The sequence below is a fragment of the Vibrio sp. QJM3NY_35 genome, assembly GCF_057785915.1.
The window spans coordinates 2,987,379-3,001,771 of sequence record NZ_CM173507.1 but is presented as its reverse complement, the minus strand read 5'-3'; the positions used below and the strand labels follow the sequence as shown (position 1 = coordinate 3,001,771).

Annotated in this window: 18 protein-coding genes; 8 read left to right on the top strand and 10 right to left on the bottom strand. The window is 44.2% G+C overall.

All coding sequences use genetic code 11. The features are described from left to right. The 5 genes from lptA to AC3CH3_RS13530 are packed head-to-tail and all read right to left on the bottom strand — an operon-like array spanning window position 1 to window position 3,567. Window positions 1-495, bottom strand: a complete 495-nt coding sequence (gene lptA, locus AC3CH3_RS13550) for a lipopolysaccharide transport periplasmic protein LptA (RefSeq protein WP_017058914.1) — start codon at window positions 493-495, stop codon at window positions 1-3. Next, window positions 476-1,039: an LPS export ABC transporter periplasmic protein LptC gene (gene lptC / locus AC3CH3_RS13545; RefSeq protein ID WP_004735306.1), complete on the bottom strand. Its 564-nt coding sequence runs from the start codon at window positions 1,037-1,039 to the stop codon at window positions 476-478. The genes lptA and lptC overlap by 20 nt, the downstream gene beginning before the upstream one ends. Continuing rightward, window positions 1,036-1,593, bottom strand: a complete 558-nt coding sequence (gene kdsC, locus AC3CH3_RS13540; protein WP_017058916.1) for a 3-deoxy-manno-octulosonate-8-phosphatase KdsC — start codon at window positions 1,591-1,593, stop codon at window positions 1,036-1,038. The genes lptC and kdsC overlap by 4 nt, the downstream gene beginning before the upstream one ends. Next, window positions 1,593-2,564 carry an arabinose-5-phosphate isomerase KdsD gene (gene kdsD / locus AC3CH3_RS13535; RefSeq protein ID WP_017632284.1) on the bottom strand — a complete coding sequence of 324 codons (972 nt, stop codon included), beginning with the start codon at window positions 2,562-2,564 and terminating at the stop codon, window positions 1,593-1,595. The genes kdsC and kdsD overlap by 1 nt, the downstream gene beginning before the upstream one ends. Before the next feature lie 34 nt (window positions 2,565-2,598). Beyond that, window positions 2,599-3,567, bottom strand: coding sequence for a calcium/sodium antiporter (locus AC3CH3_RS13530; protein ID WP_488537324.1), 969 nt, complete (start codon window positions 3,565-3,567; stop codon window positions 2,599-2,601). 264 nt (window positions 3,568-3,831) lie between these two features. Here AC3CH3_RS13530 and mlaF point away from each other — a divergent pair, with 264 nt between their 5' ends. From mlaF to AC3CH3_RS13490, 8 genes are all read left to right on the top strand, one after another. Then, on the top strand, window positions 3,832-4,626 hold the full coding sequence (mlaF, locus tag AC3CH3_RS13525) for a phospholipid ABC transporter ATP-binding protein MlaF (protein WP_019821464.1): 795 nt from the start codon (window positions 3,832-3,834) through the stop codon (window positions 4,624-4,626). 1 nt (window position 4,627) lies between these two features. Beyond that, complete coding sequence (mlaE, locus tag AC3CH3_RS13520; RefSeq protein WP_008220420.1) at window positions 4,628-5,407, top strand: lipid asymmetry maintenance ABC transporter permease subunit MlaE; 780 nt, start codon at window positions 4,628-4,630, stop codon at window positions 5,405-5,407. Window positions 5,408-5,409: 2 nt separating this feature from the next. Then, window positions 5,410-5,901, top strand: a complete 492-nt coding sequence (gene mlaD / locus AC3CH3_RS13515; RefSeq protein WP_046224439.1) for an outer membrane lipid asymmetry maintenance protein MlaD — start codon at window positions 5,410-5,412, stop codon at window positions 5,899-5,901. Between the two features lie 52 nt (window positions 5,902-5,953). Then, a complete protein-coding gene (locus AC3CH3_RS13510; protein ID WP_120459707.1) occupies window positions 5,954-6,583 on the top strand; it encodes an MlaC/ttg2D family ABC transporter substrate-binding protein in 630 nt (209 codons plus the stop codon). After that, window positions 6,583-6,891 carry an STAS domain-containing protein gene (locus tag AC3CH3_RS13505; protein WP_019821470.1) on the top strand — a complete coding sequence of 103 codons (309 nt, stop codon included), beginning with the start codon at window positions 6,583-6,585 and terminating at the stop codon, window positions 6,889-6,891. Before AC3CH3_RS13510 ends, AC3CH3_RS13505 begins: the two co-directional genes overlap by 1 nt. Before the next feature lie 13 nt (window positions 6,892-6,904). Then, window positions 6,905-7,159, top strand: a complete 255-nt coding sequence (gene ibaG, locus AC3CH3_RS13500) for a BolA family iron metabolism protein IbaG (protein ID WP_017058924.1) — start codon at window positions 6,905-6,907, stop codon at window positions 7,157-7,159. 8 nt (window positions 7,160-7,167) lie between these two features. Next, window positions 7,168-8,433 (top strand): UDP-N-acetylglucosamine 1-carboxyvinyltransferase, encoded by a 1,266-nt coding sequence (murA, locus tag AC3CH3_RS13495; RefSeq protein WP_017058925.1) that lies wholly within the window; start codon window positions 7,168-7,170, stop codon window positions 8,431-8,433. Window positions 8,434-8,585: 152 nt separating this feature from the next. Then, window positions 8,586-9,311: a 1-acylglycerol-3-phosphate O-acyltransferase gene (locus tag AC3CH3_RS13490; RefSeq protein WP_017058926.1), complete on the top strand. Its 726-nt coding sequence runs from the start codon at window positions 8,586-8,588 to the stop codon at window positions 9,309-9,311. Window positions 9,312-9,435: 124 nt separating this feature from the next. On the opposite strand, the gene AC3CH3_RS13485 is transcribed toward AC3CH3_RS13490, so the two are convergent. The 5 genes from AC3CH3_RS13485 to arcA form a co-directional block, all read right to left on the bottom strand. Then, window positions 9,436-9,825 (bottom strand): RidA family protein, encoded by a 390-nt coding sequence (locus AC3CH3_RS13485; protein ID WP_004735319.1) that lies wholly within the window; start codon window positions 9,823-9,825, stop codon window positions 9,436-9,438. A gap of 137 nt (window positions 9,826-9,962) precedes the next feature. Then, entirely contained in the window at window positions 9,963-10,424 is a 462-nt protein-coding gene (gene pyrI / locus AC3CH3_RS13480; RefSeq protein ID WP_017058927.1) for an aspartate carbamoyltransferase regulatory subunit, read from the bottom strand. Between the two features lie 12 nt (window positions 10,425-10,436). Further along, window positions 10,437-11,366 (bottom strand): aspartate carbamoyltransferase, encoded by a 930-nt coding sequence (pyrB, locus tag AC3CH3_RS13475; RefSeq protein ID WP_012604860.1) that lies wholly within the window; start codon window positions 11,364-11,366, stop codon window positions 10,437-10,439. 266 nt (window positions 11,367-11,632) lie between these two features. Beyond that, window positions 11,633-12,637, bottom strand: a complete 1,005-nt coding sequence (locus tag AC3CH3_RS13470; protein ID WP_488537323.1) for an ornithine carbamoyltransferase — start codon at window positions 12,635-12,637, stop codon at window positions 11,633-11,635. A 156-nt stretch (window positions 12,638-12,793) separates the two neighbouring features. After that, window positions 12,794-14,014 (bottom strand): arginine deiminase, encoded by a 1,221-nt coding sequence (arcA, locus tag AC3CH3_RS13465; RefSeq protein ID WP_010435019.1) that lies wholly within the window; start codon window positions 14,012-14,014, stop codon window positions 12,794-12,796. Between the last annotated feature and the right edge of the window lie 379 nt (window positions 14,015-14,393).

Here is a 14,393-nt window from a genome sequence, read left to right as displayed (position 1 = left end):
TTACTTATTCACTTCCGTTGGTTGTAAAACCGTTGACACTCGTTTGTTTTCACCACTGTCAGCGACTAATTTCTGAGAACCGATCTGGTAAGTGATCTTAGAACCGCGAATGATGCTGCCATCTTGAGATAGCATCGCATTTTTGGTCATGATCAGTCGGTCGGCAACAAGCTGGTAATGTAGGTCATCAGCTTCGCCGTAGAGTGTCTTACCGTCGTCAGTAAGCTGAGAGAAGGTTGCTGGCTTACCGAAGCCTTGAATCTCTTCAATCTCACCATTTACGGCGTTACGAGTAACAATAACCTTATCGGCATTGATGTTGATGCTGCCTTGTTTAAGGTTCACATCACCAAGGAAAGTTACTTGGTTACTTTTCATATCCAATTGCTGGCTGTCTGAGTCAATGTAGACAGGTTGCTCGCTATCCGAAGACAGAGCATAGACATTAGGTGCCGCAAGGGTCAAAGCGAATAAACTAAGGTGTAAGAGTTTCATATCTACCTTGAACAGAATTAAAGAGGGTCGCATTGTTGGTACCGAAGTTACCTTTCATTGCTTGCCCCTCAGTTTCAAAAAATGTACCGATCATATGGACCGGAGTCTCTGAATAAAAATCTCGGCTAGGCAGCTCAACAACCATTTTATCTGTGGTCATTGTATCGAAGCTGGCTTCTGGCAACAGGTTCTTTGCCACGACGTTGTCATAAAAAGTGACAACTTGATTCTCATCCATAATCGCGCGATCAGCGGTGACTTGCCATTCAATCGTGTGCCCTTCACGGAATACCGAAAGAACTGGGTTTTGAAAGTGCGTATCGCCAACCACTGAGTAGTGTTCTAAATATGTCGATTCAACCTGATAGCTGCGAATACCGCTTTCGTCGTAGCTAATGTTGTTCAGGCTTTTGCCACTAAACGCGGGCAGCTCCAAATTGGGAGCCACTTGTATCGTTGATGTTTGCTCTTTGTCGTACAGGTAATAGGTCGACCAAGAGGCAATAAATATGAGTATTAAATAGATAATACGAGTAAAACTCATATGCTTAAACCTTTATGCACGTCGAGTTCATTTCTTGCTTGTAAAATAAGGTCGCAGACTTCACGTACCGCACCATGACCACCGTTAATGGTTGTCACGTAGTTTGCACGCTTTGCAAGTAGCGGGTGCCCATCTGCCACGCAGACCTTCAAGCCAACTTTTTCCATTACAGGCCAGTCAATCAGATCGTCTCCGATGTAACCTGTATTTTCAGGGTTTACAGAAAGCTTATCGCAAATATCTTGGTATGCCTTAACTTTATCGTCTTGACCTTGATAAATCAGCTTAATGCCTAGAGCGGTCATACGATTCTCAACAATTTGAGATTTGCGACCCGTGATGATCGCGATTTCAATGCCTGCATTCATCAGTGATTTGATACCGTAACCGTCACGAGTGTGGAAGGTTTTCAGCTCTTCACCGTTGTTGCCCATATAGATGCGACCATCAGAGAAGACACCATCGACATCGCAAATTAGCAGTTTGATCTCTTTTGCGATGGCAAATACATCTGAGTTAACAGTGCCGTATAGAGTTTCGACTGTCTGTGTCATTACATTACTCCTGCTTTCAGTAAGTCATGCATGTTTAACGCTCCGACTAATTTACCTTCTTGGCACAACATCAGGCCATTGATGCTCTTCGCTTGCATCAAGTTTAAGCCCTCAACCGCGAGCATGTTTGGCTCGGCTACTGTCGGGTTTAGTGTCATCACATCGCCGATCTGCGTGTTATGGATATCAACGCGTTTGTCTAAGATACGGCGTAAATCACCATCGGTAAAAATACCGGCCATTTGGCCATCTTCACCAACGATGGCTGTCATGCCTAAGCCTTTCTGAGAGATCTCTAACAGAGCGTCTCGAACTAGCGCATCCGGTGCCACAACAGGCAGTGCATCACCGGTGTGCATGATGTCGTCCAGTTTCAACAGCAGTTGACGACCTAAAGCACCACCAGGGTGAGACAGTGCAAAGTCTTGAGCGGTGAAACCTCGAGCCTGCAAAAGTGCAACGGCTAATGCATCACCCATGACTAACGTCGCCGTGGTGCTGGTTGTTGGTGCTAAGCCCAGTGGACAAGCTTCTTCCGGTACTGAAATTTGTAAATGGATATCAGACAAGGTAGCCATGTTTGATGCTGGCTTACCTGTCATGCTGATGATTTTGATGTTCAAACGCTTTAATACCGGGAATAGGCTGAGGATTTCTCCCGATTCACCTGAGTTGGATATTGCAATCACAATATCGCCAGGTTCGATCATGCCTAAGTCGCCATGCGCCGCTTCACCTGGGTGTACAAAGAAAGCCGATGTCCCGGTACTTGCCAATGTTGCTGCGATTTTGTTGCCAATGTGGCCTGATTTACCCATACCCATCACAACGACTTTGCCTTTGTTGTTCAGGATAAGGTCGCAAGCTTTACAAAAATCATCATTAAAATATTGGTCTAATTGAGTGAGACCTGCAACTTCGGTTTCCAAAACTTGTTTTGCAACGCTGCGGTAATCAAATGGCTGAGACATCAAATACTCCAAGTACGGGAAGTTAAATCAACAATTAAGCCGACATGTTCATTAGTAGGTAAGCTTGGTAGGCCACGAACGTCACAATTAACACGCCGCCTTCAATACGATTCACGCTACGAGATTTTCCTAGTGCCATAACAACAAGCAGTAGCGATACGCCTAGCATTACCCAGAAGTCACGACCCATAGCGAACTCGCTCAAGATCGAAGGGTTTAGAATGCCCGGGATACCCATAACAGCAAGGATGTTGAATACGTTTGAACCAATGATATTACCCACTGCCATATCATCTTCACCCTTCATAACGCCGGCAAGTGATGCTGCAAGCTCAGGCAAGCTAGTGCCTACGGCTATGATAGTTAGACCAATGACAAGGTCGCTCATACCGAAGTATTTCGCGATAACAACGGCATTATCAACCAGCATATCAGCAGCCAAAGGCAGGATGATCAGACCAATCACGACCCACATTGCGGCTTTAGGGTTACTTACGCCCTCTGGGATTTCTGATTCTTGCTCGTCAAGGAAGGCATCACCGTTCTTCTTCTCACTGCGGCTGATTTGCAGCATGGCAAATAAGAAAGCGGCGAAAAGAACAAACAACAACACGCCTTCATAGAACCCTAAATGGTTATCCCAAAGCAGTGCGCCAGCTAATAAAGTGACACCAATCATTAATGGTAGTTCACGGCGAATCACGCCAGAGCTAATAGATAATGGCTTAATCAGCGCTGTAATACCTAAAATCAGGGCAATGTTGGCGATGTTTGAACCGAGAACGTTACCTACAGCCGTATCTGTTTTTCCATCAAGAGCAGCTGTTGCTGAAACCATCATTTCAGGAGCCGAAGACCCCATTGCTAAGATCGTCATACCGATAACTAATGGCGAGATACCGAAGTTGCGAGCAAGAGCTGCGGCGCCGTATACCAGCTTATCTGCACTCCACACCAAAAAACCTAAACCGATAACGAGAAAAACAATCGCTTCAAGAAGCATAATGGTTCCTAAAAAATTAATAAAAACGGAGGATTAACCGCTAATTTTGACCTGTTGCTAGATAAAAGGGAAGTCACTCGGCAAATTAATTACCAGTTCGTCACCAAGAAAGAGAGCTCAATAGATAATTTTCTAATGCTTTCAAATCCCTGCATACATTCCTGTTTAATATGAATTAATTGAACAGTGCTTTTAATTCTAAAGTAGACTCATTATTATTGCAGCCATAATTGGCGTTTTTTAAAGCAAGGAAACAACAAAAATATGTTGAACACTGAGCTTGTGAAAGTTAAAAACCTCAGCTTCTCACGCGGTGAGCGCGTTATCTTTGACGACATCAGTTTAGAGGTGCCTCAAGGCAAGATAACCGCAATCATGGGGCCATCGGGGATCGGCAAAACGACTTTACTGCGTTTGATCGGTGGGCAACTGCCGCCAGATGAAGGCGAAGTTTGGTTTGATGGCGACAATATCCCTGCATTATCACGTCGAAAGCTGTATCAAGCACGTAAGAAAATGAGCATGCTATTCCAGTCGGGTGCACTTTTTACGGATCTCAATGTGTTTGATAATGTGGCGTTTCCATTACGTGAGCACACTGAACTGAATGAAAAATTCATTCGTACCATCGTATTACTAAAGCTTGAGGCAGTAGGGTTACGAGGGGCGGCACAGTTAATGCCGAGTGAATTGTCTGGTGGTATGGCGAGAAGAGCGGCGTTGGCACGTGCGATTGCCTTGGATCCAGAACTCATCATGTACGATGAACCGTTTGTTGGCCAAGACCCAATCACCATGGGTGTTTTGGTTGAGCTTATTCGTAACCTCAATCAAGCGTTGGGCTTAACCTCGATTGTTGTTTCTCACGATGTGCCAGAGGTGATGAGTATTGCTGATTGGGTTTACCTCATGGCGGATAGCAAGATCATTGCTGCTGGAACACCTGATGAGTTGTACAACAATAGCGATCCGAGAGTGCAGCAATTTTTGCAAGGCGAAGCTGATGGCCCCGTACCATTTAGATTCCCTGCGAAGAGCTTAGAAAAGGATTTGTTTTAATATGATTGCTAAAACTATTGCGGGTGTCGGTAAGCGCACACTTGCGATCTGTGAGTCATTTGGTCGAGCAAGCCTGATGTTATTTGGGGCTTTGTTTGGCATCCCGCGACTAAAAAACTTCCCTTTATTAGTAAAACAACTTTATAGCGTTGGCGTTCAGTCATTGGCTATTATTTTAGTTTCGGGTCTGTTCATTGGCATGGTGCTCAGCCTGCAGGGCTATGTCGTGTTAATTGACTACGGCGCTGAGGGTAACCTTGGCCAAATGGTCGCGCTTTCACTGTTACGTGAGCTGGGGCCTGTGGTGACTGCGTTATTATTTGCAGGTCGAGCCGGTTCAGCACTCACGGCAGAGATTGGTTTAATGAAGGCAACAGAGCAGATCTCAAGCCTTGAGATGATGGCCGTTGACCCTCTTAAACGCATAATTGCACCACGTCTTTGGGCCGGGCTTATCTCAATGCCATTGCTTGCTATGATCTTTATGGCGGTAGGCATTTGGGGCGGTCAGTTAGTGGGTGTTGATTGGAAAGGTATTGATCACGGCAGTTTCTGGTCTGCGATGCAGTCTTCAGTTGAGCTTGGCCGAGATATTGGTAACAGCATGATCAAATGTATGGTCTTCGCTATCACCGTAACTTGGATCGCACTTTTCAATGGTTATGACGCGGTACCGACTTCTGAAGGTATCAGTCAGGCAACCACACGCACTGTAGTGCACTCTTCTCTAGCGGTACTAGGGCTAGATTTTGTTCTTACCGCATTGATGTTTGGGAATTAATCATGCAACAAACTCGAAAATTAGAATTATGGGTCGGCACCTTTGTTATTGCCGGAATTTGCGCAATCTTAATCATGATCTTTCAAGTCGCTGACGTAAAAGGCATAGGTTCGAACCATACTTACAATCTAAAAGCGACCTTTGACAACATTGGCAGCCTAAAAGTTCGTTCTCCAGTGAAAGTGGGTGGCGTCGTTGTTGGACGAGTTAAAAGCATTGAGCTTGATACCGAGAGCTACCTTCCTGTCGTTGAACTGTCTATTGACGGGAAATACTCACAATTTCCAGATACCTCTAGCGCTCAAATTTTAACATCTGGCTTAATCGGTGAGCAGTACATTAGTCTGGTTCCAGGCTTCATTTTTGATGATGAAGAGATGCTGGTCGATGGTGATGCAATTGAAGACACCAAGTCAGCATTAGTACTAGAAGATTTGATTGGCCAAGTGCTGTATAGCGTTGGTGGTTCTAATGACAGCGAAGCTAAGGAATAAGATGATGTTGAAAACTATTAGTCATTTAAAAGCTATTGGTTACTTGAAATCAATGTTTATGGCGGCAATGGCGTTGCTTATTTCTACCCAAGCATTTGCTGCAGAATCGATTGATCGTACTCAGCCTTACCAGATGATGACTCAAGTTGCCGAAGTGGCATTTGAGCGTTTGAAGAGTGAACAAGACAACATCCATCAAGACCCTGAGCTATTGAAGGTCATTGTGGAAGAAGAGTTGATGCCTTATGTGAATGCTCAATATGCGGCACTTAAGTTATTAGGCCCAAACTTGAAAGGTGCGGATAGGAAAGACGTGGGCGTGTTTATCGATTCATTCCGTAAATACCTGGTTTCTTCTTATGCCCAAGTGCTGACTCAATACACAGATCAGACGATTGAATTTGGTCCAGAACCAAAAATCAAAGCGGATAGCCGCATTACGAGCATCAAGGTTGATATCATCGATACGCCGCGACCAAACATTAAGCTTGAATTTAAGCTTCGCAAAGACAAGAAATCTGGCGAGTGGAAAGCATTTGATATGGTTGCCGAAGGTATTAGCCTGTTGTCGAGCAAGCAATCGGAGTGGAATACTAAGATTCGTCAAGAAGGCATCTTACAAGTTGCTGACGAACTAGAGAAATTAGCCGCACAACCGATTCGTTTTGAGAGTAACAAATAATGAGCCATTCTCAATGGCAAGCACTAAGCTCTAAAGAGTATCAACTGCTCGGTGATCTAGACCGAGACAGTGTCCCTGCAATCTGGCGTATATTGGAAAAGTGGCAAACGACGGAATCGAGCGTTGAAATTGACCTTAGCCATATAAATCGCGTCGATTCAGCAGGAATGGTGATGCTAATTCACTTATTAGAGCATGCAAAAAATCAAAACTGTCATATAATGCTCAGTTTCGTGCCAGAACAATTACGAACGTTGTTCCAATTGAGCAATATCCAGCCAATGATGGCAGAACACATAAAAAATTAGGCAGGAGCTATTTGTGGACAGCACAAAAGTACAAGAATTATTAGCAGAAGCTCTGAACCTTCAGGAAATTTTCGTGAAAGGGGAAGGCAGTCATTACGAAGTTGTTGCGGTTGATCCATGTTTTGACGGCATGAATCGAGTTAAGAAGCAGCAACTAATCTACGGCCCACTAATGGAATACATTCAACGCAATGACATCCATGCTCTTTCCATTAAGGCTTTCACGCCGGAAGAGTGGGAACGTGATAAGAAACTGATGTCACTTTAAGGTTTATGATGGAAAAGTTTCGAGTTATTGGATCGGATAAGCCGCTAAGCGGTGAAGTGACGATCTCAGGCGCAAAAAATGCAGCGCTACCTATCTTATTTGCTTCAATTCTTGCTGAAGAGCCAGTGGAAGTAAGTAACGTTCCTCACCTACGTGACATCGATACTACGATGGAACTGCTTAAGCGTTTAGGCGCAAAAGTATCACGTAATGGTAGTGTTCATGTTGATGGCAGCGAAATTAATGAATTTTGTGCGCCTTACGATTTAGTGAAAACAATGCGTGCTTCTATCTGGGCTTTAGGTCCTCTAGTGGCTCGTTTTGGTGAAGGCCAAGTTTCACTTCCAGGCGGTTGTGCAATTGGTGCTCGACCTGTTGATCTACATATCCACGGCCTAGAGCAACTAGGTGCGACCATTAAGTTGGAAGATGGTTATGTGAAAGCAAGTGTTGATGGCCGTCTGAAAGGCGCGCACATCGTGATGGATAAAGTAAGTGTGGGTGCCACCATTACTATCATGTGTGCAGCAACGCTAGCGGAAGGAACAACAGTACTCGATAACTCAGCGCGTGAGCCTGAGATTGTTGATACAGCTGACTTCCTAAACAAACTGGGTGCTAAAATTTCTGGCGCAGGTACAGATACGATTACTATCGAAGGCGTTGAACGTCTTGGTGGTGGCCAACATTCTGTGGTTGCTGACCGTATTGAAACAGGTACTTTCCTGGTTGCTGCTGCTGTTTCTGGCGGTAAAGTGGTTTGTCGCAACACCAACGCTCATCTTCTTGAAGCTGCCTTAGCGAAGCTTGAAGAAGCGGGTGCGAAGGTTGAAACGGGCGAAGACTGGATCAGTCTTGATATGACGGGTCGTGAGCTGAAAGCGGTGAAAATCGTAACGGCACCTCACCCTGGTTTCCCAACCGACATGCAAGCACAGTTTACTCTGCTTAACATGATGGCGAAGGGCAGTGGTGTTATCACTGAGACTATCTTTGAAAACCGTTTTATGCACATTCCTGAGTTACAGCGAATGGGTGCAAAAGCGGAAATCGAAGGCAACACGGCTATCTGTGGTGAAACGGAAAAACTGAGCGGCGCTCAAGTAATGGCAACGGACCTTCGCGCATCTGCGAGCCTTGTTATTGCTGGCTGTATTGCTCAAGGCGAAACCATCGTTGACCGTATTTATCACATCGATCGTGGCTACGATAAGATTGAAGATAAATTGTCAGCCTTAGGCGCAAACATTACACGATTTAGTGAGTCGAACTAACCTAGGTTAGTGGATTCATGAATCAGTAAGATGAAAACATAAAAGTCGGAACCTTGGTTTCGGCTTTTTTATAGTTGTATTTACCGCGAGTAAATCTATTGCTTATTTTTGCGCGAATAGATGAATCAACTTGGCGGTCGGTGAGGAACAAAATGATAGCAATATTACGTATTTTCGCAGTGGCGATATTTGCGATTCTTATGTTTGTATTTGGTTGTGGTTACTGCCTATTAAGTCCACGCAATCCAAAACACGTATTTACCTTTGGCCGTTATTTCGGTCGAATGTCGAAGATCTTCGGCATGAAGTTAGAGCTTCGCATCCCAGAAGATGCCTACTCTCGCGGCCAACATGTTTATGTAGCGAACCACCAAAACAGCTGGGATCTATTCACGATTTCATCAGCGGTAACGCCCAAAGTAGTGACGGTTGGTAAGAAAAGCCTAGTGTGGATGCCTCTATTTGGTCAGCTTTACTGGTTAACGGGTAACATCCTAATTGACCGTGCTAACCGCAGCAAAGCGGTAGGTACGATTGATCAGGTCGTGACGAGTCTAAAAGAGAGCGATGTTTCAGTTTGGATGTTCCCTGAGGGCACTCGTTCTCGTGGCCGTGGTCTGCTGCCATTCAAAACAGGTGCATTCCATGCTGCGATTGGTGCTGGTTTGCCTATCATCCCTATCGTATGTAGCTCAACCGGTGGCGTGAAGCTAAACCGTTGGAACAATGGTCACGTGATTGTTGAAATGCTGCCACCAATCAGCACTGAAGGCTACGACAAGTCTAATGTTCGTGAACTGGCTAACCTAGCTCGTGAGCAGATGGCTGCTAAGCTTGAAGAGTTAGACAAAGAAGTGGTTGAGCTTAATAAAAAGTAATTATCTAAGCGAAACGATGAACAATGAAAAAGGTTGCCGAATGGGCAACCTTTTTTGTATCTGATAAACGTCCAGCATTTTGCCAATTCGTTTACTAGAAACCATTTCTTCTAGAGAGAAAAACCTATTTGCGAACCGCAATAGCTTCGATCTCGATACCTACATCTTTTGGTAGACGAGCTACTTCAACACATGAACGTGCAGGGTAGTTTGCAACGCCGTGCTCATCGAAGAATTTGCCGTAAACCTCGTTTACTGTGCCGAAGTCGTTTAGGTCTTTAACGAATACCGTTAGTTTTACGATGTCTTTTACAGTAAGGCCTGAAGCTTCAACAACCGCTTGAACGTTGTCTAGAGATTGGCGAGCTTGCTCTGCGATATCAGCAGATACTTCACCAGTTGCTGGGTTTACTGGGATTTGACCAGAAGTCAGTACCATGTTGCCAAGGTCAACGCCTTGTACGTATGGGCCGATTGCAGCTGGAGCAGATTCTGTGTGAAGTACTTTAGTCATTGGTTTATTCCATCAGTTATTAGATAAAAATCAATTTTCAGTGTGCCTTCAAACTTTGGATAGGTAAAGCGTAAAATACCCCGCACAGGCGAGGTATTTGATAGTTTTTACATTCGGTCTTCTTTGCCGTATTGACGTTATCTTTCTGTCACGATCTCACGAGAGAAGACTTTTTCGCAATACTTACACTTCAATCGAATATCTTCTTTCTTTTCAAAGATCTTAAAGCTGCTTTCAACCGGTTCATTGTGAGTAATACAGTTGGTATTTGGACACTCGAACACATCGTTGATCTGCTCAGGAAGTTCTAGTGGTAGCTTCTTAACCACTTCGTAATCTTCGATTTGATTCACGGTTGCGTGAGGTGCGTAAAGAGCCAGCTTGCTCGCCTGTTCTTCAGTGATAAACACATTCTCAATCTTGAGCAGGTCTTTTCCGCCTAGTGCCGAAGAGGGCAGGTTTAGGCCAATCGTCACGCGCTGATGAGAGTTGTGCATGTCGAACAGTTTTAGCACTTTGATCCCGATATTGGCAGGGATATGGTCGATAACAGTACCGTTTCTGATTGCTTCAACTTTTAATTGAGTCTCTTTAGACATGATATCTCTCCTCTACAGCGTTTCGTTAAGAACAAGGGCTAGCAATGCTTCACGAGCGTAAACACCATTCTCTGCTTGCTGGAAGTAGTAAGCGTAAGGTGTTTTATCGACATCGACAGTAATTTCATCAACGCGAGGAAGAGGGTGCAAAACCTTCAGGTTATCGCGTGCATTTTCCAGCATCGAAGCGGTCAGGATGTATGCGGATTTGATGTGCGCGTATTCTGACTCATCGAAGCGCTCCTTTTGAACTCGAGTCATGTACAAGACATCAAGCTCAGGAATCACATCTTCCATGTCGGTCAGTAGTTGGTACTTGATACCCGCTTCATCAAGTTCTTCACAAATGTAGTCTGGCATCGCCAACGCTTCTGGCGCCACAAAGTAGAAACAGATGTTGTCGAATTTCGCTAGTGCTTGCGTCAACGAGTGAACCGTACGGCCGTACTTAAGGTCACCAACGAATGCAACGTTTAGGTTGTCGAGGCGGCCTTGTGTCTCAGCGATAGAGAACAGGTCTAATAACGTTTGTGTTGGGTGTTGGTTTGCGCCGTCACCTGCGTTAATAACAGGTACACCGTTTGAGAACTCAGAAGCCAGACGCGCTGCGCCTTCTTGAGGGTGACGCATCACGTAAGCATCAACGTATGAAGAGATAACCTGTACCGAGTCCGCTAACGTTTCGCCTTTCTTTGCCAAAGAAGTGTTACCACCACTGTCGAAACCAATCACATCACCACCGATGCGTTGAATCGCAGTTTCAAAAGAGAGACGAGTTCGCGTAGAAGGTTCGAAGAAGCAGCTGGCAACAACTTTGTTCTTGATGAGTTCTGGGTTTGGTTCAGCCTTTAGCTGACCTGCCGTTTGAACAATTAATTCTAGCTCTTCACGAGAAAGCTCTGGAATTGAGATGATGTGCTTTTGATAGAGCGAATTCGCCATGATCTTCTTCCCCACAATAATGTATTGGCCATAAAAAAGCCCCCCATAATGGGAGGCTTTAAAAAAGTGCTGAAAAGCAGAATAGACGGCCTGGTAAGCATCTTAGCTTACGAGCAATATTTGGTGTTTTCACAATATTACTATGTGTTATCACAATATTGGTTGGCGTCATTTTCACTACTCTCAGACAAATTGCCGAGAATTATACGCTTTCAATTTGTGAGCGCAAGCGATTACATCAAGCTTTTGTTTACTTTCAATATTCGCTATTGACCCAGTGTCGCAACCATTACTGCTTTGATGGTATGCATGCGATTCTCTGCTTCATCAAACACAATTGAGTAATCCGATTCAAAGACTTCGTCTGTTACCTCTAAACCGTTCATTCCATACTTATCTGCGACTTGCTGGCCGATCACGGTTTCATTGTTGTGGAAAGCAGGTAAGCAGTGCATGAATTTCACTTGAGGGTTACCAGTGAGCTTAATAACATCCATATTCACTTGGTAAGGCGTCATAACTGTAACACGTTCGTCCCAAGCTTCTGGTGCTTCGCCCATTGAAACCCAAACATCGGTATAAAGGAAATCACAGCCTTTCACGCCTTCAGCAACGTCTTCCGTTAGAGTGATTTTAGCACCTGTGCTTTGCGCGATAGCTTGGCACTCTTCGACAAGTTGCTCTTCTGGCCAGAATGCTTTAGGCGCGACAAGGCGAATATCCATGCCCATCTTCGCGGCACCGACTAACAGAGAGTTACCCATGTTATTGCGAGCATCACCTAGATAAGCAAAGCTGATTTGGTGCAGATGTTTACCGCGACCATGCTCAAGCATAGTGAGGAAATCAGCTAAGATCTGAGTAGGATGGAATTCATCGGTGAGACCATTCCAAACCGGTACACCCGCATAAGCGCCTAGGTCTTCAACAATACTTTGACCAAAACCACGGTATTCAATGCCATCGTACATACGACCTAATACACGAGCCGTATCTTTCATTGATTCTTTTTGACCAATCTGAGAGCCAGAAGGACCTAAGTAAGAGACTTGAGCTCCTTGATCAAAGGCAGCCACCTCAAACGCACATCGAGTTCTAGTTGATGCTTTTTCAAAGATCAAAGCGATGTTTTTACCGTTGAGTTTCTTCTGTTCTGTTCCTGCATACTTTGCCTTTTTTAGGTCAGCAGACAAGTCGAGTAAAAACTGAATCTCTTTAGGAGTAAAGTCGAGAAGTTTTAGAAAGTTACGATTGCGAAGATTAAAGGCCATCTCTCGCTCCTTGTGTATATAGAATCAATGAAGAACTCAGTTAAACATAAAAATGCTGTATTTGTGAGTATTTATTTTATTAAATTGATAAAAAAGGCCAGTACAATGGTACTGGCCTAGATAAGTTAGTGTGTTCGCTTTATTAAATTTTGTAGCTTAGATACCGTCTCTTTCGATAGGACAGCTCATACAACGAGCGCCACCGCGACCACGACCCAGTTCATTGCCTGGAATCGTCAGAACTTCGATACCTGCTTTGTCGTATTTCTCATTGGTGTAAACATTACGCTCATAACCGATAACCGTACCTGGTTTCACGGTAAGCACGTTGTTTGCGTCATTCCACTGTTCACGTTCAGCTTCGTAGTTGTCACCACCTGTGGTTATAATCTTCAGTTGATCGAGTCCTAATGCACCTTCAATAGCAGAAAGGTAGTTGTCAGCCTTTTCTACACGCATCTCGCCATTTTCTTTTGGCGTTAAGCGCCAGGTGTCTAAGTCTTTGCGAACAATTTCTGGGTAGACTGAGAACGTGTCGATATCCATATGAGTCATAACCGTATCAAGGTGCATGCAAGAGCGGTGCTTTGGTAAATCAATTGCAATGACTTCTTTTGCTTGACCCGATTTGAATAAACTCGCTGCTAGGTTTTCGACACCCTGTGGTTTAGTTCGCTCTGAAATACCGATAAGCACGGCGCCTTTACCAATAACTAGGACATCGCCGCCTTCAATATTTGCGTTATCGTAGTGAAGATCCTCATCACCGAAATACTTAATAAAATCTTGGCCAGCGAAGACAGGATGCCAGCGGTATATTGCTCGTAAGTGATTTGTTTCTCGTTGACGAGCAGGCATCATCATCGGGTTAAGAGAGACGCCTCCATAAACCCAACATGAGGTATCTCGTGTAAATAGATGGTTAGGGAGCGGTTCGATAACGAAATCGAGTGGGCGATGCATCTTCGGTAGCATTGAAGATGATTTGATAGGAAGCTCAGAGTAAGCTAAACCACCAAGTAGGATGGTAGCCAAATGCTCATTGTCCATTTGAGCAAGATATTCTCTCAAATCACGCGCAAATGTTGGACCATAACGAAAATCAGATATTTGAGTATTAAGCAACCATTCACGAGCTGGAGCAACAGCAAGTGTCTCAACCAGTAGGTCATGCAGTAATAACACTTCAACGTCTTGGTTACGAAGTGTTGTCGCAAAGGCATCGTGTTCTTCACCTGCGGCTTCTACTGCAAGTACATCATCAAAGAGTAACTCATGACAGTTAGAAGGGGTGAGGTGGGTGAGTGCCCTTTCAGGTCGATTTAGGAGAACTCGTCTTAATTGACCGACTTCGGAGCCAACGTACAGCTTACTCATTTTGCATCCTTACTATTAATCCAGCGTCTATTTATGACAAGCTTGATCGTAATATGCAAGTTTTAAAGCTTGTGTTAATACGAGGTGTTTCTAGAATATTTAGTGTTAAATCCCATATATATTCTATTTATTTATATTTTAATCCAAATAACAGATGTAATTCCCCAACAACCTTTTTGACGATCTATGCTCAAAACCTTGTGAGTTTGGAGTCGACTTTTGTCTGATAATAGTGATTTTTTATTCACTATTATTCATTTTTTGATTTCAGGTCGAGATTTTATGCAACTCTAAAGTTGTCAGGAGTATGCATTTTGTGTGACTAAGCACGCAGTTTTTATTCACTTTCGGCAAAGAGCGCAATAAAAATGAAATGCTA